Source organism: Taklimakanibacter albus, from assembly GCF_016595235.1.
In the GTDB taxonomy this organism is placed as follows: Bacteria; Pseudomonadota; Alphaproteobacteria; order Rhizobiales; family Aestuariivirgaceae; genus Taklimakanibacter; species Taklimakanibacter albus.
On record NZ_JAENHL010000008.1, the window covers coordinates 2,084,488 to 2,100,865 of the forward strand.

A 16,378-nucleotide genomic window follows, 5' to 3' on the forward strand; every position below is an offset into this window, starting at 1 on the left:
GGCCGACCTTGCTCCGCCGAAGCGAAGCCTCGGCTTCGCGAAGGCGAGAGGCCGGATGAGGGCTCTTCCTTGACGCCCCGCCCCTGCCAGCTACCCCGCGAAGGCCGTGCAAGCCTGGCCCGCGACATCGACAGAGGCACGCAACAAGGCACCATCGAAATCATTCGCCGCCTCGCCAAGCCCGGCTCGCGCCGAGGTGACATAAAGCGTTTTCAGATCGTCGCCGGCAAACACACAGGAGGTCGGCTGCTGCACCGGCACATCGATGATGCGGTCGATCCGGCCATCGGGCGCGTAGCGGATAATGCAAGAGCCGCCCCAGCGCGCATTCCACAGACAACCTTCAACGTCGAGCGCCGAGCCGTCGGGAAAACCGCGCTCATGGGGGCTGGCAAAGACGCGCCGGTTGGCAATCTCACCCGTGGCGCCATTCCAGTCATAGACATAAATCACCCCGGCCCGCGTATCGGCAAAATACAGCCGCCCCCGCGCCTCGTCCCAGCAGAGCGTGTTGGAGATGCCGATATTCTTCTCCATGCGCGTGACCGCGCCATCGGGCGTCACCCGATAAAGCGCCCCTTGCGAGTGCGTAATCGGCAGGTCCTCGCCGGCAGGCCCGATATTGTTCTGCATGGTGCCGAGCCAGAAGCGGCCTTGCGGATCGACACGCGCCTCGTTCGAGCGGTTGCCGCTGCCTTTGCCTTCCGGCGCAACGAACGCCGTGTGTCCGCCGGTTTCGGGATCGAGAAAGGCGAGGCCATCGGCGAGCGCCACCAAGAGTCCATCGTTCTGGCGCGGCACGACGGCGGATACCGGTTGGTCGAAGCTCCATGTCCGTGTAGAGCCGGAGGCGAGGCTCAGTGACCAGGCCTCGCCGGCAATGATATCGACCCAATAGAGGGCGCGAGCCGCCGCGTCATAAAATGGACCTTCGCCAAGCTCGAAACGCTTTTTAGCGAGGACGGATTTGAAGTTCATAGATTCTAATCTGCTCATTGTTTCGCTGACTAGATAAGATCAGCGCAGTCTTCAAGGGAATTGGCAGTCTACCGGGAACTCCAAGCTACGACCCGCCGTATGAAAGGGAGCCCTTCCTCCGCGAAGATCTCATGCAGGATAACAATCGGGGAATCCGCAGCGTGGTGCACGGCCGAGAACTCTAGCGCACGACCATTCTCCCGCACTGCCGTCGTCTACTTGTCTTGACGATCCCTCTGAGCAGGCCCGCCGCCATAAGGATAGAGCACCTCATCTGTCGGCACGGCGCGGCCATCGACCGCATCAACGATCCTCACCCGGATTACCGGCTTCTCAGTCTCACGCGCCTCTTCGAGTATTTCCTCCATCACCGCGTCCTCCTCGGCAGCGCCGGCGCTCAATATCTTGAGGAATATGGCCAGAGCGCGGGTCTCGCCTGACAGTGCCGCCGTGCCGAGCGATCTGAGCGCGGCCTGGGCCAGCGGCATGGTGAGCTCCGTCCCGTCGATACGCACCTTGACGGGTCGATAGGCTTCGCGGCGGATCAGTGCGCGCAGCTGCTCGCTTTCGGCGCGCGGCCGATTCTTCGCGCCTTTGGGCTTTCCCTTAGGGTTACCGGACACGCCTTTGCGAAACTGTCCGGATTTCGGGGGGCGGCCATAACCCACCCGGGCCTCGCCGCCTTCGGGTCCCCTTGCATTGTCGGTCATTGGGCACTCCCGTTTCTGCTTCCATTCGTGGGCTGTCCTCATCCACTTATGTTCACGGAGTCAAATGGAGGCGCCGATGCGCAATGATCAGAATGAGGGCGGGAGATGGGGCACGGCTCCGAGTGGCAGGAGATTTCCCTGCTCGACCGGAGGGGAGGCGGTCAAGCCCTTGATCTCATTGGCCGTCGCACGGATTTTCTCGAAAATTCCCTGTATTTCCCTGCAAATCCCTGTATCCGCCCTGTATCGGGTTTTTTGAATTCCAATTGACTTAATCTTTTTTCCGGTGCTAGCCTTAGGGTCAAGGGAGACGGAGACGCCAGGAACATGGTGCTCAGAGGGACCAACCAGGAATCGGGACGGCCATATAACCGCAGGATCGTGCTGGAAGCGATCAGGCTGCATGGCCCCATCGCGCGCGGCGAGATCGCCAGGCGCGTCGGCCTCACCGTCCAGACCGTCTCGACCATCATCCGCGAGCTCGAGGACCAGGAATTCATCATCGGCGCCCGCGAGGAGCCGAAAGGCCGCGGCTATCCCGCGACCGCGCTCACCCTCAATCCGGAAGGCGGCTTCGCCATCGGCGCCAGCGTATCCCCCATCGGCATAGACGTGGCGCTGGTCAATCTCTCCGGCGACATCATCGGCCAGCAAAGCCGCGAGATCGCCAATCCCGCCCCCGAACTCACCTTCACCGAAGTCGCCCGCATCGCGAGTGAGCTACGCACCCTGCGCCCGAAAGGCCGCCTGCTCGGCCTCGGCATGGCGATGCCCGGCCCCTTCGATGTGGAAGCGATGAGCTTCGTCGGGCCGACCACCTTGCAAGGCTGGAAGGACGTGCCGATCGCCGAGCGGCTCAATACCGTGACCGGGCTGCCGGCCTTTGTCGGCGGCGACGTCGCCTCGGCGGCGCTCAGCGAACGCCTCTACGGCGCCGGGCGCGCCTTGCAGGAATTCTATTATCTCTATCTGGGCGTCGGCACCGGCGGCCGGCTGGTCCATGGCGGCCAGGTTTTGCGCGGCTCGCGCGGCAATGCCGGCGAGATCGGCCATGTGCCCTTCATTCCCGATGGCGAATATTGCCCGTCCTGCGGCAATCGCGGCTGCCTCGAGCGTTATCTCTCGGTCGAGGCCTTCGACCGGCGCTCGAAGATCGTCGGCGAGGAGGGCTGGATCGCCGAAGCCGCCCCCTTGCTGCGCACCGCGGTGCTGGCCATCGAAAATCTCTTCGATCCCGAGACGATCATCTTCGGCGGCCTGGCACCCGAAGGTGTCATGAAGAAGCTGGTGCGCGCCGCCGAACCCCTCTTGCCGTCGGTTGCGGCCCGCCGCGAGCGCAAAGTACCGCGCCTCATATTGTCGATCACCGGCAAGGCGGCGCTGTTGCGCGGGGCGGCGGCGCTGGCCTTCTCCAGCATGATGGCGCCGCGCATCGGCGGCGCCGGCGATGACGATCCTGATCCCCTGATGCACAAACCCAACCGGGAGAAAGCCGCGTGACCGAACAGACCCCTCTCCTGCGGCTCGACAACATCACCCGCAATTTCGGCGCCATCGAAGCGTTGCGCGGGGTGAGCTTCGACATTGCGCGCGGCGAAGTGGTGGCGCTCCTGGGCGACAACGGCGCCGGCAAGTCGACGTTGGTGAAGATCATCTCGGGCGGCCTCGAGGCAAGCTCGGGCCGCATGATCTTCGATGGCGAGGAACGCATGTTCAACTCGCCCGCCGAAGCCAAGGCGGCCGGCATCGAGACCGTCTATCAGGATCTGTCGCTGTGCACGAATGTCGATGTCGTCGCCAATTTCTTCATGGGCCGCGAGATCGTGAAGCGTTGTTTCGGCATCCCGGTGCTGCAGGAAAAGGCGATGTATGACGCGGTCGAGAAGGCGATCACCAATGCCGGCACGCGCATCCCGTCGCTCAGGACCAATGTCGAGCATCTCTCCGGCGGACAGCGCCAGGCGATCGAGCTCAACCGCTTCGTCCATTGGGGCGGCAAGCTGGTGCTGCTCGACGAGCCTTTTGCGGCGCTCGGCGTCGAGCAGACGCGCCGCGGCCTCGAAATGATCAAACGCGTCGCCGCGCAAGGCATCGGCGTCGTCGTCATCACCCATATCATGGCGCAAGCCTTCCAGGTGGCCGACCGCATGGTCGTCATCCGCCAGGGCAAAGTGGCGGGCGATGTGAGGCGCGAGGACACCAGCCCCGACGAAGTCATCCGCATGATCACCGGCGAGGCCTCGATCGGCCGCGCCCAAGAAAAGAAACCACAGTTACACGCCTGAAGTTAAAACCAAGGAGGAGACTTACATGAAACGCCTGTTGAGTACCCTTTTGGGTGCCTTGGCCATCGCGGCCATCGCGCTCACCACGCCGGCCTTCGCGCAATCGAAGGGCAAGATCTATTACATGGTCCCGACATTGCTCGACGAGTTCCAGACCGAATCGGTCAAGGCGATCGAGACATTCCTGAAGCAGGTCGGCTATGAGCCGGTGACGCTCAATGCCGACAACAAGACCGATCTGCAGCAGAGCCAGATGAACGACGTCATCGCTTTGAAGCCGGCCGCGATCGTACTCGCCGCCGTCGACTTCAATGCGCTCAAGCCGTCGATCGAAAAGGCGCGCGCCGCCGGCATCCCGGTCATGATCTTCGACCGGCAGATCACCTCGACGCCGTCCGACCTCACCTCGGTCGCCGGCACGGTCGAGATCGGCTATGTCGCGGCGGGCGAGATCCAGCGCCTGCTGAAAGAGAAGAAAGGCGACGTAAAAGGCAAGATCCTGCAAGTGCTGGGCGATCCGGCCGATCCCTACACGCTCGACATCCAGAAGGGTTTCGAGGAGAAGATGAAGGAGTTCTCGGGCGTGCAGATCATCTCGCTGCCCGCGATGCAGTGGGAAGCGTCCAATGCCGGCTCAATCGTCGCCGATCAGCTGGTCGCCAATCCCGACATCGACCTGATCTTCGTCCATGCCGCGCATCTGGCCGTCGCCGCCGTGGCCTCGCTCGAAGCGAAGGGCAAGAAGCCGGGTGACGTGATGCTCGTTTCGTCGAACGGCGCGCCGGTCGGCCTCGATCTCATCCGTAAGGGCTGGGAGAATGTCGAAGTCGAGCAGCCGCTTTACGCCCAGGCCGCGGCGATCGCCATGTTCGCCGACAAGGTGGTGAACAAGCAGGAGATCAAAGCCGGCACCTACAAAGTGCTCGGCCTCGACTCGACGCTGACCATCGAAAGCTGGGGCCCGAATCTCAAGATTCCGGGCGCCGCGATCACCAAGGACAATGTCGATCAGCCGCAGTTCTGGGGCAACATGAAGGCCCCGTCGGACCCGATCAAGCCGGTCGAATAAAAAGAAGTGACGATGAGATTGGCCCGACCCACAACCCTCACCCTGAGGTGCCCGCCGAAGGCGGGCCTCGAAGGGTGGCGAGCGGCAACAACTGCGCAGCTGGTTCATGCTTCGAGGCTCGCTTCGCTCGCACCTCAGCATGAGGGCATGCGGTCGTCCGATCTCATCGTATCCTAGCAGTCGCTTCCCCCTCTCCCGTCCGCAAGATGGGAGAGGGACTTATCCCTCACGGAGTTTCTCTAATGATCAGTTCCCGGCAAAGGGCGCTTGTCGAATTCCTGCTCGACAATCTGGTCTGGATCATGCTCGCCATCGTGCTGGCGGTGTTCTCGCTCACCATTCCGAATTATTTCCAGATCGGAATCTTCGTCAACATCATAGAGCAGTCGACCTTTGTCGGCGTCATGGCGATCGGACTCGCCATCGTCGTCATCGCCGGCAATATGGATCTGTCGATCGAATCGACGATGGCGCTCTCCGCCATGATCACCGGCATATTATTCGCCTCACATGGCATCGGCATCGGCTTCACCACCACGCCGGCCTGGCTGGTGCTGCCTTTGTCGCTCGGCATCGCAGTCGCGGTCGGGGCTGTCATCGGCGCCCTCAATGCCTGGCTCGTAGTCAAGGTCAGGATGAATGCCTTCATCGTCACGCTCGCCGCCTTCATCTGGGTGCGCGGTCTCGTCGTGGCGATCTCCGGCGGCCGCTCGGCCCAGGATCTGGCGCCTGAGATCCGTTTCATGGCCATCGAGCCCTTCCTCTACATCCCGCTCATCGCCTGGGTCGCGATCATCTGTTTCGTCATCTTCACCTTCATCATGCGCAAGACGCCATTCGGACGGCACATCACCATGATCGGCGGCAATGCGGTGGCGACGTTCCGCGCCGGAATCCGCGTCGACCGTCTGGTCGCCATCAGCTTCGTGCTGGCCGGCGCCATTTCAGGCCTTGCCGGCTGGCTGCTCGCCATCCGCACCTCGGGCGCCACCGCCAATCTTGGCGTCGGCATGTTGTTCAACGCCTTCGCCGCGGTGGTGATCGGCGGTGTCAGCCTCAAGGGCGGCATCGGCCAGTTGCCCGGCGTCTATGCCGGCGTGCTTCTCATCTATTCCATTCATACCGCCATCAATCTCATGGGGTTGCCGGCGCATTACACCCAGATGATCTTAGGGGGCATGGTGCTCGCCGCCGTCCTCCTCGACACCGCCAAACTCCAGATCCGGCAAAAGCTCGCATGACCAAAAGACTTAAAGATCGCACCGCGCTGGTGATCGGCGCGGCGCGCGGCATTGGCGCGGCAATCGTCGAACGTTTCATCGAGGAAGGCGCCCATGTCGTGCTTGCCGACCATGATGCGGAGGCCGGCAAGGCGACGGCAAAACGTCTCGGCGCCCGCTTCGCCGCGGTCAATATCGCCAAGCCGGAAGATGTCGAGCGCGCCGTCGCCGACACCGTCGATCATTTCGGCGGCCTCGACATATTGGTGCAGAATGCCGGCATCTATCCCTGGACGCTGATCGAGAACATCACGCCGGAAGAGTGGGACAGCGTGCTGGCGGTCAATCTCAAAGGCACGTTCCTCGCGGCGCGCGCGGCGCTCGCCGTCATGAAGCCGAAAGGCTACGGGCGGATGGTGTTCACCTCTTCGATCACCGGCCCCCGCGTGACGAGCCCCGGCCATGGCCATTATTCGGCGAGCAAGGCCGGCATCAACGGCTTCATCAAGGCCGCGGCGCTCGAATTCTCGGGCTATGGCATCACCGTCAACGGCATCGAGCCCGGCAATATCCTGACCGAGGCGATCGTCGAGCACCGCTCACCGGCCTTCATCAAAACCATGGAAGAAGCGATCCCGCTCGGGAGGCTTGGGAGCCCACGCGACATCGCCCATGCGGCGCTGTTCCTCGCTTCCGATGAAGCGTCCTACATCACCGGCACGACGATCATCATCGATGGCGGCCAGACCTTGCCGGAAGGCAAGGATTTTCGCTTGAAGCCGGAGTAGAGACTTGCCAATCCACCCCACCCGGCGCTTCGCGCCACCCTCCCCGCAAAACGCGGGGAGGGAGAAGAAACATCTCCCTCCTCACGCGAATGCGTGGGGAGGGTGGCGAGCGCAGCGAGCCGGGTGGGGTGTCTCAGGAGAAGGCACATGACCAAACGCTTGTCCGGACGCGTCGCTTTGGTAACCGGCGCGGCGCGCGGCATCGGCCTCGCGGCGGCGACGCGGCTCGCGGAGGAAGGGGCGCATGTCCTGCTCTCCGACATCGATGCCGATGTGCTGGCGGAGGTTACGGCAGACCTGCGGAAGCAAGACCTCACCGTCGACGCTGTCGCCTGCGATGTCGCGAATCCCCAGAGTGTCGAACGCATGGTGGCGAAAGCGGCCGGCAACTGGGGCCGCATCGACATCGTGGTCAACAATGCCGCGATCTCGGACGACACGCCGATCGAGGAACTGAGCGATGAACATTGGCGTCATGTGCTCGCCATCAATCTCGACTCGGCGCTCCATGTGGCGCGCGCGGCCCTGCCCCATCTGAAGCAGAGCCCGTCGGGCAGCATCGTCAACATCGCCTCGGTGCAAGGCATACGTGGCCAGCCGCATGCCATGGCCTATGCGACGGCGAAGGGCGGCCTCGTCAATCTCACGCGCTGCATGGCGGTGGATTTCGGGCCCTTCGGGATCAGGGCCAATGCGGTGGCGCCCGGCTATATCGACACGCGCATGGCCGAGCAGAAGCTCGACACGCCGCATGAGCACAAGACCGACTGGTTCCAGGACATCTATTTCAAATATGGTCGCATGCCGCTCCGGCGTGCCGGCAAGGTGGAGGATGTCGCGGGGCCCATCCTCTTCCTCGCCAGCGACGACAGCCTCTATGTCACCGGCACGGTGCTGGTCGTCGATGGCGGCTTCACCGCCACTTATTGACTTGAGCGAAAACGCAGACTGTGGCCCTATAGAGCAATGCATATCCTCATCATCGGCGCCGCCGGCATGGTCGGCCGCAAACTTGCCCAACAACTGGTACTCGACCAGCGCATCGGCACAGAGCCTATCGACCGGCTAAGCCTGGTCGATGTCGTCGTCCCTGCCAAAGTCTACGACTTTCGCAACATCACCGCTGAGGCTGCAGACCTCGCCACGCCTGGGACGGCGGAGAAACTCGTCGCCGCGCGGCCGGACGTCATCGTGCATCTGGCGGCCATCGTCTCGGGCGAGGCGGAAGCCGATTTCGACCGCGGTTACCGCATCAATCTCGACGCGACGCGGGCGCTGTTCGAGGCGATCCGCCAGGAAGGGATGAAGTCGCCCTATAAACCCCGGCTCGTCTTCACCTCCTCGATCGCCGTCTTCGGCGCGCCCTTCCCCGACAAGATCGGCGATGACTATTTCACCACGCCGCTCACCTCCTACGGCACGCAGAAGGCGATCGGCGAATTATTGCTCGCCGACTATTCCAGGCGCGGCTTCTTCGATGGTATCGGAATCAGGCTGCCGACCATATGCGTCCGGCCGGGCAAGCCCAACAAAGCGGCGTCGGGCTTTTTCTCCAATATCCTGCGCGAGCCGCTGGCGGGCCAAGAAGCCATCCTGCCGGTCGGCGAAGACGTGCGGCACTGGCATGCGAGCCCGCGCGCCGCAGTCGCGTTCCTGCGCCACGCCATGACGATGGACCTGACACCGCTGGGCGCCCGGCGCAATCTCAGCATGCCGGGGCTTTCGGCGACGGTCGGCGAGCAGATCGAGGCCCTGCGCCACATCGCCGGCGAAAAGGCAGTCCGCCTCATCCGGCGCGAGCCCGATCCGGTGATCATGAAGATCGTGTCCGGCTGGCCGCGCGATTTCGATACGAAACGCGCCGCCGCTCTGGGCTTCAAGGCGGAAGCGACCTTCGACGAGATCATCCGCATCCATATCGAGGACGAGCTCGGCGGGAAGATCGGGTAGCAACCTTCCGTCATCCCGGCGAAAGCCGGGATCCATTCGGCGCGAATTTAATAGGCCCCGGCTTTCGCCGGGGTGACGTTATTGTACGGTCTTCGCGCGCAGCGCTTCGAACAGCGCCAGCTGGTCGGCGATGAGCTCACGCTTCTCGTCGCGGCGGACGAAAACCTTGAACATCGCCTCACCGTCGCCGTTGATGAACTGCACCGAGCAGGAGCGCCGGCCGTGGAACAGCCGGTCGATGAAATAGATCGCGGCACAACGGTCGGCCTTGATGTGACCGCCGATCGGGCTGTCGCCATGGATGTTGAAATAGCCTTGCGCAGCCGTACCGGGCGGCAGTAGGCCTTTGCATTCGAGCACGATATCGGAGGTGTGCACGATGAAAAGGACGTCACCCCATTTGGTGAGTTCCTGCCAGATTTCCTCGAAGCGGTTGCCCGCCACATGAAGAGCAGCGCCGTGCGGCAACTCATCGAAGACATGGCGCAGCGGCACGCCGCATTGCGCCGCGATCATTTCGAGCACGCCGTCGGGCTTGGCCTTGAGAGCTTCGGCGACCGAGGCCGGTTTCACCGCGACATTCATGCCGCCGCTCCGGTAGCCGTGGCGGTGAGCGTCTGCACCGCTTCGAAGCCCTCGAATTGCGGATGACCGAGAAACAGCTTCTTGCTGGAATTGTCGCCGGCGCGGGCATGCGCCTTGCGGAAGCCTTCCGAATTGGTCCAGGCCTCGAAGTCGGCCTTGGTCCGCCACACGGTGTGCGAGGAATAAAGAATATGATCCTCCTGCTCCGGCCCACGCAGCAGGTGGAATTCGACGAAGCCCGTCATCTCGTTGAGATAGCTGTCGCGCTTGAGCCAGACTTGCTCGAATTCGGCGCCGGCGTCCTTCGGCACTTTGAAACGGTTCATGGCAATGAATGTCATAGGCATCTTCCCTCAAGATCTGCGGCGGCGCTTCAGCGCCAGCCTCGAAATACACAGCAGAAAGCGCGGGCCCAAAGGTCCGTTCGTTCCGTTCCGTCATTTGCTCTGGCTGGCTGGCTTACCGGTACTAGAGGGGCTCGCTCGCGGGCTGGCGCATCTGGACTATACCGAACTTTGATCGCTAACCCCAGATGATGCTTGACGATTAGCAATATCCGACCTAATTAGTCAACTATTCTTCTTTCCCGGAACTAGCTGATCGCCACGTTCCGCAAAACCCAGCGGAGTGGCGCGCTATGATCAACCCGACCCCCCATATTGACCCGGCCCCCCAGAAGGCGCCGGCCGCCTATGAAGGCGAGACGGCGAATGGCGCCGCCACCTATTCCTCGCGCGATCTGTTCCGCGACAAGACCGAGATCCGCATCGAGCATCAGGGCGAGATGTATCGCCTGAGAATCACCCGCTCCGGCGGGCTCCTGCTCAACAAATAAGGCCGCCCCACATGCCGACCGTTTCCCGTCGCCGGCTGCTCACCGCCGGCGCCGCTGCTATTCTCACCATGACATCCGCGCCCCCGCTTCTCGCCCGCACCGTCAAGGACGCGGCCGGCGATGAGGTGAACCTCGGCAAGCTCGACCGCATCCTGTCGATCGGCGGCGACGTCACCGAGATCATCCATGAGCTGGGCGCCGGCAATCTCGTCATCGCCACCGACACGACCAGCACCTTCCCGCCGGCGGTGATGGCGCTGCCCAAGGTCGGCTATATGCGGGCGCTGTCGACCGAAGGTGTGCTCGCGCAATCGCCCGATCTCATCCTGGCCAGCGCCGGCTCCGGACCGCCGGAAGTCATCGCGGCGCTCAAACAGAGCGGCGTACCTATCGCCCTCGTCGACTACAGCCCGACCGCGCAAGGCATCGGCCGCAAGATCGCGCTCATCGCCGAGATCCTCGATGTGAAGGAAAAGGGCATCGCCCTCACCAAATCGATCGAAACCGAACTCGATACTCTCGAGAAGGCGCTGGCCCAGGCGCCGCGGCCCCGCACTCTCTTTGTGCTGAGCCTCATCGGCGGACGTATCATGGCGGCGGGCAACAAGTCCTCGGCAAACGAGATCATCACGCTGGCCGGCGGCGCCAATGCGGTGGCCGAGTTCGACGGCTTCAAGCCGGCGAGCGCCGAAGCGATCATCGCGGCGCAGCCGGAAGCTGTCGTGATGATGGAACGTGAAGGCGATATCGGCGCCGACGACCTCTTCGCGCAGGAACCCTTCTCGAAGATCCCGGCGGCCAAGACCCGCAAGCTCATCCGCATGGACGGCTCCTATCTCTTAGGATTCGGCCCGCGCACACCCTCCGCCGCGCGCGAGCTCGCCAAGGCGCTGCATCCAGGCATCGCCTTGTGACCGTGCTCGACACGTCGCCTGCCGAGACGGTCGGGATCGCTGGAGACCGCAGCCATCGCGCCAGATTGGCGTTGATCGGGTTGGGCGTCCTGCTCGCTCTTACCTGCATCGTCTCGATCATGACCGGGCCGGTGCCGTTGACGGCGGAAACCGTGGTCAAAGCCATCTTCACGCCCGAGGCCGTCGAATTGCGCGACCAGGCGATCGTGTGGAGCGTGCGGCTGCCGCGTACGTTGCTCGCCGTCCTCGTCGGCGGCGCGCTCGCCTTCTCCGGCGCCCTGCTGCAAGGCCTGTTCCGCAACCCGCTCGCCGATCCGGGCATCATCGGTGTCTCCGCCGGGTCGAGCTTCGCGGCGATCACCGCCATTGTTCTCGGTGAAGCGCTGTTCGGCGCCGCGGCGATGCTCTATCTCCTGCCGGTCGGCGCCTTCTTCGGCGGCCTTGCCGCCACCATCTGCCTCTATCTCATCGCGACGCGGCGCGGCCGCACCTCGATCGCCACTATGCTGCTCGGCGGCATCGCCATCGCGGCGCTGATGATGGCGGGGACCGGTGTCCTCATCTTCATGAGCAACGATCAGCAATTGCGCGAGCTCACCTTCTGGAGCCTCGGCAGCCTCGGCGGCGCCAGCTGGCCCAAGATCATCGCCACTACGCCGTTCATCATCATCGGCCTGCTGCTCGGCTTCGCCTTTGCCGGCGGCTTCAACGCGCTGGCGCTGGGTGAATCGGAAGCCCGCCATCTCGGCATCCCGGTGCAGATCCTCAAGCGCACGGCGATCGTCGCGGTGGCGCTCCTCACCGGAACGGCGGTCGCAGTGAGCGGCACGATCGGATTCGTCGGCATCGTGGTGCCGCATCTGTTGCGCCTCTTCATCGGGCCGGATCATCGCTTCCTGCTGCCGGCCTCGCTGCTGCTCGGCGCCGTGCTGCTGGTCGGCGCCGACATGGTGAGCCGCACCATCGTCTCGCCGGCGGAGCTGCCGATCGGCATCGTCACCGCCATGCTGGGCGCGCCGTTCTTCCTGTGGATCTTGCTGCGCAACCGCAGCCTCGTCGACCTCTGATGTTTACCGCCGACCATATATCGCTACGCTATGGCGCGCGTCCCGTCCTCAGCGACGTGTCGCTGACGCTGGCGCGCGGCGAGCTCGTCATCATCCTCGGCCCCAATGGCGCCGGCAAATCCACCCTTCTCAAAGTGCTGACCGGCGATCTTCAGCCCGATCAAGGCAGCGTCAGCTTCGACGGCAGCCCGCTGGCGCGCATTCCGCTCGATGAGCTCGCGCGCGAAAGAGCCGTGCTGTCGCAATCGATGGGGCTCAACTTCCCCTTCACCGTCTTCGAGATCGTGCGGCTCGGCCTCGAGGCGGGGCGCGGTTCCATGAGCAGGGCCGAAGTTCTACGCCTGCTGCCGCGCGCCCTCAAAGCCGTCGGCCTCGAAGGTTTCGAAGGGCGGCTGCTTCAGCAGCTTTCGGGTGGCGAGCAGCAGCGCGTGCATCTGGCGCGGGTCCTGTGCCAGGCCTGGGCCGGCAAGCCCGACGGCTCGGCCTTCCTGCTCCTCGACGAGCCGGTGTCCAATCTCGATATCCGCCATCAGCTGCAGACACTGGAAGCGGTGCGCCGCCATGTGACGGGCGGCGGTGGCGCCCTGATGATCCTGCATGACATCAATCTGGCGGCGCTTTACGCCGACCGGCTGGTGATGATGACGGAAGGCCGCATCCTGCGCCAGGGCGCGCCCCAGGACGTGCTCGATCGTTCGGCGATCCTCGATGTCTATGGTGTCGACATGCCGGTCGAGATCGCCCGCAATTCGGGCCGGCCCTTCGCGCTGCTCAGCCGGCCGGGATAGACGCGCGGGCTTCGTCGCATTCCGCGCAAGCCTCCTCCGGCCGATGCAGGAACAGCAGACGGTCCTTCGCCAGGTGCTCAAGAGCAAGCCGCACCAGATCGCGTGAGCGCATCAGGCGCGCTTGTGCATGACCGACGCGGCCTTCGCGCTGCAAGCCGGCATCACGCAGCCAGTCATCGGCGAGCGCGAAGCGGACGCAGCAATGATTGTTCTCGCCATAGTCGATGCGCCGTGGAACGCCGTGCTCGAGGATCGTCGAAGTGCTGGTCGTGCGGTAGGGCACATCGGCCAGAAGCTCGGCCAGATGTAATGTCGTATTGGACGAATGATCGGTGCCCAAGAGCAGGATCTTGCCGTCCCGATCATGGACGCGGCCGACCGGGCTCGCCGGAATATGGGGTGGCAGCGGCAAGGGATCGGCGACAATTGCTTCCGCGGCCGGTCCCACGCCTGCGAAAGCATGGACATGATCACTGCGGCGGACACCCGGCAAGCGCCAGAACATGTCGGCGGTCACGCCGAGATCGGATGTCACGGGCGACGATGCTCTGTCGAAAACCTCATCGTCATTGCCGGACCAGGACGGCATGACCAGCGTGCCCTCAGATCCCAGCGCCTCATGCAACGCTGCGATCAGACCGAGGGGACCACCTTCGATCGGACGTACGGCACGGAAAGCCGTGTGGACGAGCAGAATATCGCCCGCTTCGACACCCAGCTCCCGCAGCTGCCGAACGAGCTCGGCCTTGCCGATCTCGTTCATGCGTCAAAAGGCCGAGGTGAAGGGCTCCGGCTCGGCGAAGCGCTTGAGGACGTTCCAGGTGATCCTGGAGACGTTGTTGTCGTAGCCATTATGCGAAAGCGAGCCACACCAGGCGATGGACGACGTCGCGAAGAAAGCGCCGCCTGAGGGCGTCTCACCGAAAGCGAGATCGGCGCGCACGCGTTCATTCTGATCGCCGCCGAGATTGGGCGGCACGACGGTGAATTCCTCATTCACCAGCATCATCATCGAATTATGGTTTTCCGATGAGGCGAGCCTGAGCATGTTGGGCGGCGAGCCCAGATTGGTGGTGATGCAATCGAGCTCGATGCCGGCGGCGGCACCGCCGATCAGGCCGAAATTGCCGATGATCTCATCCGGCACGCCCTCGAAGATGAAAGCGGCGCGCGGATTATCGGCGTCGGGCGCGCGGCGATAGTAGGACGATATGTCGAAGCCTTGCGCGATGAAACCGACGCCGCAAATGACATTGGGGGCGCGGCCGACGCGACGCCACAGGCCACCATATTCGCCGGTGAAGGAGTGATAATATTCGCCGGGCTCGGCCACCCAGGTGCGGATGCCGTCCTCGGCGCGGCGCACTTCGATGACGCCCGGCAATTCGTCATGATAGGCGATGCGCCAGTACCAGCCATTGCCGCCCATATACATGAGCCTGCCGCCGCGATCGACCCAGGCCTTCACCGCGTCCCACATCGGTGTCGAGTGATATTCGGGATGGGTGCCGGTCACCAGCACGCGATAATCGCGCAGCAACTCATAACCATCCTCATGCAAATCCTCGTCGGTGATGACGTCGTAATCGACGCCATGATGATCGAGCCAGTCATAGAGATGCGTGTCGGCATTGTATTGATAAAGGCCGGAGCCGTGGCCGCCGAGCCAGGAATGATATTGCGGCGAATAGTTGAGATTGGGCCTGAGACGGCTCGAATAACACACGCCTGATCCATCGGCATGCAAATCATAGAGCGAGCCGCCAAGCTCGGGATGGTCATACATGTAGAGATCGGTGTGGCCGAATTGGAGTAGCCGCGCCATCTGCCGCTCGGCGCCACGCGCGGTGATGTGCTCGCCGTGATTGGCGTAAGCGATGTAGGACGCGGTCGACGCCAGCACCAGAATCTTCGGCCCGTTGCGGCGCTTCTTGCGGTCGCGCGGCGGGCGGACGAAGAAAGCGAGATATTGCTCGCGCGTCGCGTCGCGGTCGGTCTCGCCCGACCGCACATGCAGCGCATAGGGACCGCTCTTCACATCTTCAGGAATGGTGAACTCGACCGAGGTCTCCCAGGCCGCATCATAGACGTCGTCGCTGTGGAAATGGATGGCGCCATACTGCTCCGGCTTGCGCAGCCAGCTATGCTCTTCACCCGTCCAGTTCCAACCCTTCATGCCGCGCGCCGGCAGATGCACGACGCGGCCGTGAAAACCGGAGGGACCGATATCGATGACGCGTGTGGTGCGGATCTCGCGCGCAAAATCCCAGCGCGCGATGATGGGCGCGAGGAGCGACGCATCGATGACGGGGCGCAGATACTCATCATGACGCTCGGACGGGTGAAGCCCTGCAAGAAGAAGCGGGCCATCGATCTTGCCGTCGAAATGGCGGCCAATGGTGCCGTCGGGCTCGGGACAACCGGCCAGCATCAAGGGCACTTCGATTGCTTTGGGCAAAAGCGCCAGCTTGCCACTCGCCTGCGCGCGGTCGTCGATCTGCGCGTAAGGCTGGATCGGGCGCTGGCCGAGCGTCACGGCGCCGGATTTCGGATCGACCGACACGGCGACCGCATACCATTGCCGCTCCAGCATCTTGCGGCCGCTCTTGAGCGTGGCGAGCTTGCCCGAACCATCACCGAAAGTGACGGCGAGCTCGCCGCCATCGAGTACCTCGATACGGAAGCCACTCGCGCTCTTCGCGTCCCACTGAGCGAGCAATGTCTGCTCACGCCGCCGCAACAAGGTCGGCCAGACCATCGCGAAGAAGGTGAAGGGCTCCGAAGCGAGCGCCGGAAAGTTTTCGACCGCCATATAAGAGCCGGCATCGACGCGCTGCGGCTTGCCGGGATAACGGCCATCGGCAGGCGAAGGGATGTGCTTGAATTTGAGGCCGGGGCCTTCAGGGTTGCAGTCGCCATGGATGACGCGCACCAGGCGCGCTTCGAAATGCGTGCCCTCCTCGAGCGAGACCTTGAAGGCGATCTTCTCGCCTGGCGCCACACTGTAGCGGTCCGGATAGCCGACGATCTTGAGCATGATGTTCCCGTTTCCCTGTCAATCGCGATAGGGCAAGTTGATGTCCTCGCCGGTATGCTGGCGCCAGCGGCGGCGGAAGATTTCCCATTCCGCCTCTTCGCGGCTGGTGAAGACCCGGTCCTCCTCGACGGCGATCGGGCCGTCGAGGCGGC

Annotated in this window: 17 protein-coding genes; 11 read left to right on the forward strand and 6 right to left on the reverse strand. The window is 63.5% G+C overall.

Annotation, left to right across the window (positions count from 1 at the left end; all coding sequences use genetic code 11):
• Positions 1-90: 90 nt before the first annotated feature.
• Both JHL16_RS32925 and JHL16_RS32930 read right to left on the reverse strand, forming a co-directional pair.
• Positions 91-978: an SMP-30/gluconolactonase/LRE family protein gene (locus JHL16_RS32925; RefSeq protein ID WP_200189064.1), complete on the reverse strand. Its 888-nt coding sequence runs from the start codon at positions 976-978 to the stop codon at positions 91-93.
• Between the two features lie 215 nt (positions 979-1,193).
• Positions 1,194-1,688: a DUF5681 domain-containing protein gene (locus JHL16_RS32930; RefSeq protein WP_200189065.1), complete on the reverse strand. Its 495-nt coding sequence runs from the start codon at positions 1,686-1,688 to the stop codon at positions 1,194-1,196.
• A gap of 327 nt (positions 1,689-2,015) precedes the next feature.
• Between JHL16_RS32930 and JHL16_RS32935 the strand changes: the two genes are divergently transcribed.
• From JHL16_RS32935 to denD, 7 genes are all read left to right on the forward strand, one after another.
• Positions 2,016-3,188: an ROK family transcriptional regulator gene (locus JHL16_RS32935; protein ID WP_200189066.1), complete on the forward strand. Its 1,173-nt coding sequence runs from the start codon at positions 2,016-2,018 to the stop codon at positions 3,186-3,188.
• Positions 3,185-3,973 (forward strand): ATP-binding cassette domain-containing protein, encoded by a 789-nt coding sequence (locus JHL16_RS32940; protein WP_200189067.1) that lies wholly within the window; start codon positions 3,185-3,187, stop codon positions 3,971-3,973. Before JHL16_RS32935 ends, JHL16_RS32940 begins: the two co-directional genes overlap by 4 nt.
• A gap of 25 nt (positions 3,974-3,998) precedes the next feature.
• Entirely contained in the window at positions 3,999-5,042 is a 1,044-nt protein-coding gene (locus JHL16_RS32945; RefSeq protein WP_200189068.1) for a sugar ABC transporter substrate-binding protein, read from the forward strand.
• A 242-nt stretch (positions 5,043-5,284) separates the two neighbouring features.
• Positions 5,285-6,283, forward strand: coding sequence for an ABC transporter permease (locus JHL16_RS32950; protein ID WP_210346113.1), 999 nt, complete (start codon positions 5,285-5,287; stop codon positions 6,281-6,283).
• Positions 6,280-7,050 carry an SDR family NAD(P)-dependent oxidoreductase gene (locus tag JHL16_RS32955; protein ID WP_200189069.1) on the forward strand — a complete coding sequence of 257 codons (771 nt, stop codon included), beginning with the start codon at positions 6,280-6,282 and terminating at the stop codon, positions 7,048-7,050. The genes JHL16_RS32950 and JHL16_RS32955 overlap by 4 nt, the downstream gene beginning before the upstream one ends.
• Positions 7,051-7,197: 147 nt before the next feature.
• The gene (locus tag JHL16_RS32960) at positions 7,198-7,980 is read left to right on the forward strand and encodes an SDR family NAD(P)-dependent oxidoreductase (RefSeq protein ID WP_200189070.1); all 783 of its coding nucleotides are present in this window, start codon (positions 7,198-7,200) and stop codon (positions 7,978-7,980) included.
• Between the two features lie 36 nt (positions 7,981-8,016).
• Positions 8,017-9,000: a D-erythronate dehydrogenase gene (denD, locus tag JHL16_RS32965; RefSeq protein WP_200189071.1), complete on the forward strand. Its 984-nt coding sequence runs from the start codon at positions 8,017-8,019 to the stop codon at positions 8,998-9,000.
• Positions 9,001-9,078: 78 nt separating this feature from the next.
• On the opposite strand, the gene hutX is transcribed toward denD, so the two are convergent.
• Positions 9,079-9,585 carry a heme utilization cystosolic carrier protein HutX gene (gene hutX, locus JHL16_RS32970; protein ID WP_200189072.1) on the reverse strand — a complete coding sequence of 169 codons (507 nt, stop codon included), beginning with the start codon at positions 9,583-9,585 and terminating at the stop codon, positions 9,079-9,081.
• The gene (hmuQ, locus tag JHL16_RS32975; protein WP_200189073.1) at positions 9,582-9,926 is read right to left on the reverse strand and encodes a heme-degrading protein HmuQ; all 345 of its coding nucleotides are present in this window, start codon (positions 9,924-9,926) and stop codon (positions 9,582-9,584) included. The genes hutX and hmuQ overlap by 4 nt, the downstream gene beginning before the upstream one ends.
• Positions 9,927-10,222: 296 nt before the next feature.
• On the opposite strand from hmuQ, the gene hemP reads away from it, so the two are divergent.
• The 4 genes from hemP to JHL16_RS32995 are packed head-to-tail and all read left to right on the forward strand — an operon-like array spanning position 10,223 to position 13,189.
• Positions 10,223-10,420, forward strand: coding sequence for a hemin uptake protein HemP (gene hemP / locus JHL16_RS32980; protein WP_137859932.1), 198 nt, complete (start codon positions 10,223-10,225; stop codon positions 10,418-10,420).
• Between the two features lie 11 nt (positions 10,421-10,431).
• Positions 10,432-11,334 carry a heme/hemin ABC transporter substrate-binding protein gene (locus JHL16_RS32985; protein WP_200189074.1) on the forward strand — a complete coding sequence of 301 codons (903 nt, stop codon included), beginning with the start codon at positions 10,432-10,434 and terminating at the stop codon, positions 11,332-11,334.
• A 2-nt stretch (positions 11,335-11,336) separates the two neighbouring features.
• Positions 11,337-12,401: a FecCD family ABC transporter permease gene (locus JHL16_RS32990; RefSeq protein WP_420884594.1), complete on the forward strand. Its 1,065-nt coding sequence runs from the start codon at positions 11,337-11,339 to the stop codon at positions 12,399-12,401.
• Positions 12,362-13,189, forward strand: coding sequence for a heme ABC transporter ATP-binding protein (locus tag JHL16_RS32995; RefSeq protein WP_420884580.1), 828 nt, complete (start codon positions 12,362-12,364; stop codon positions 13,187-13,189). Before JHL16_RS32990 ends, JHL16_RS32995 begins: the two co-directional genes overlap by 40 nt.
• On the opposite strand, the gene aac(3)-IV is transcribed toward JHL16_RS32995, so the two are convergent.
• Entirely contained in the window at positions 13,173-13,952 is a 780-nt protein-coding gene (gene aac(3)-IV / locus JHL16_RS33000; protein WP_200189077.1) for an AAC(3)-IV family aminoglycoside N-acetyltransferase, read from the reverse strand. The genes JHL16_RS32995 and aac(3)-IV overlap by 17 nt on opposite strands.
• 3 nt (positions 13,953-13,955) lie before the next feature.
• Entirely contained in the window at positions 13,956-16,226 is a 2,271-nt protein-coding gene (locus JHL16_RS33005; protein WP_200189078.1) for a N,N-dimethylformamidase beta subunit family domain-containing protein, read from the reverse strand.
• Positions 16,227-16,378 lie beyond the last annotated feature (152 nt).

Coding starts and splice junctions, on each gene's coding strand:
- JHL16_RS32925 (WP_200189064.1), bottom strand. CDS start 978: ATGAACTTCAAATCCGTCCTCGCTAAAAAGCGTTTCGAGCTTGGCGAA.
- JHL16_RS32930 (WP_200189065.1), bottom strand. CDS start 1,688: ATGACCGACAATGCAAGGGGACCCGAAGGCGGCGAGGCCCGGGTGGGT.
- JHL16_RS32935 (WP_200189066.1), top strand. CDS start 2,016: ATGGTGCTCAGAGGGACCAACCAGGAATCGGGACGGCCATATAACCGC.
- JHL16_RS32945 (WP_200189068.1), top strand. CDS start 3,999: ATGAAACGCCTGTTGAGTACCCTTTTGGGTGCCTTGGCCATCGCGGCC.
- JHL16_RS32950 (WP_210346113.1), top strand. CDS start 5,285: ATGATCAGTTCCCGGCAAAGGGCGCTTGTCGAATTCCTGCTCGACAAT.
- JHL16_RS32955 (WP_200189069.1), top strand. CDS start 6,280: ATGACCAAAAGACTTAAAGATCGCACCGCGCTGGTGATCGGCGCGGCG.
- JHL16_RS32960 (WP_200189070.1), top strand. CDS start 7,198: ATGACCAAACGCTTGTCCGGACGCGTCGCTTTGGTAACCGGCGCGGCG.
- denD (WP_200189071.1), top strand. CDS start 8,017: ATGCATATCCTCATCATCGGCGCCGCCGGCATGGTCGGCCGCAAACTT.
- hutX (WP_200189072.1), bottom strand. CDS start 9,585: ATGAATGTCGCGGTGAAACCGGCCTCGGTCGCCGAAGCTCTCAAGGCC.
- hmuQ (WP_200189073.1), bottom strand. CDS start 9,926: ATGACATTCATTGCCATGAACCGTTTCAAAGTGCCGAAGGACGCCGGC.
- hemP (WP_137859932.1), top strand. CDS start 10,223: ATGATCAACCCGACCCCCCATATTGACCCGGCCCCCCAGAAGGCGCCG.
- JHL16_RS32985 (WP_200189074.1), top strand. CDS start 10,432: ATGCCGACCGTTTCCCGTCGCCGGCTGCTCACCGCCGGCGCCGCTGCT.
- JHL16_RS33005 (WP_200189078.1), bottom strand. CDS start 16,226: ATGCTCAAGATCGTCGGCTATCCGGACCGCTACAGTGTGGCGCCAGGC.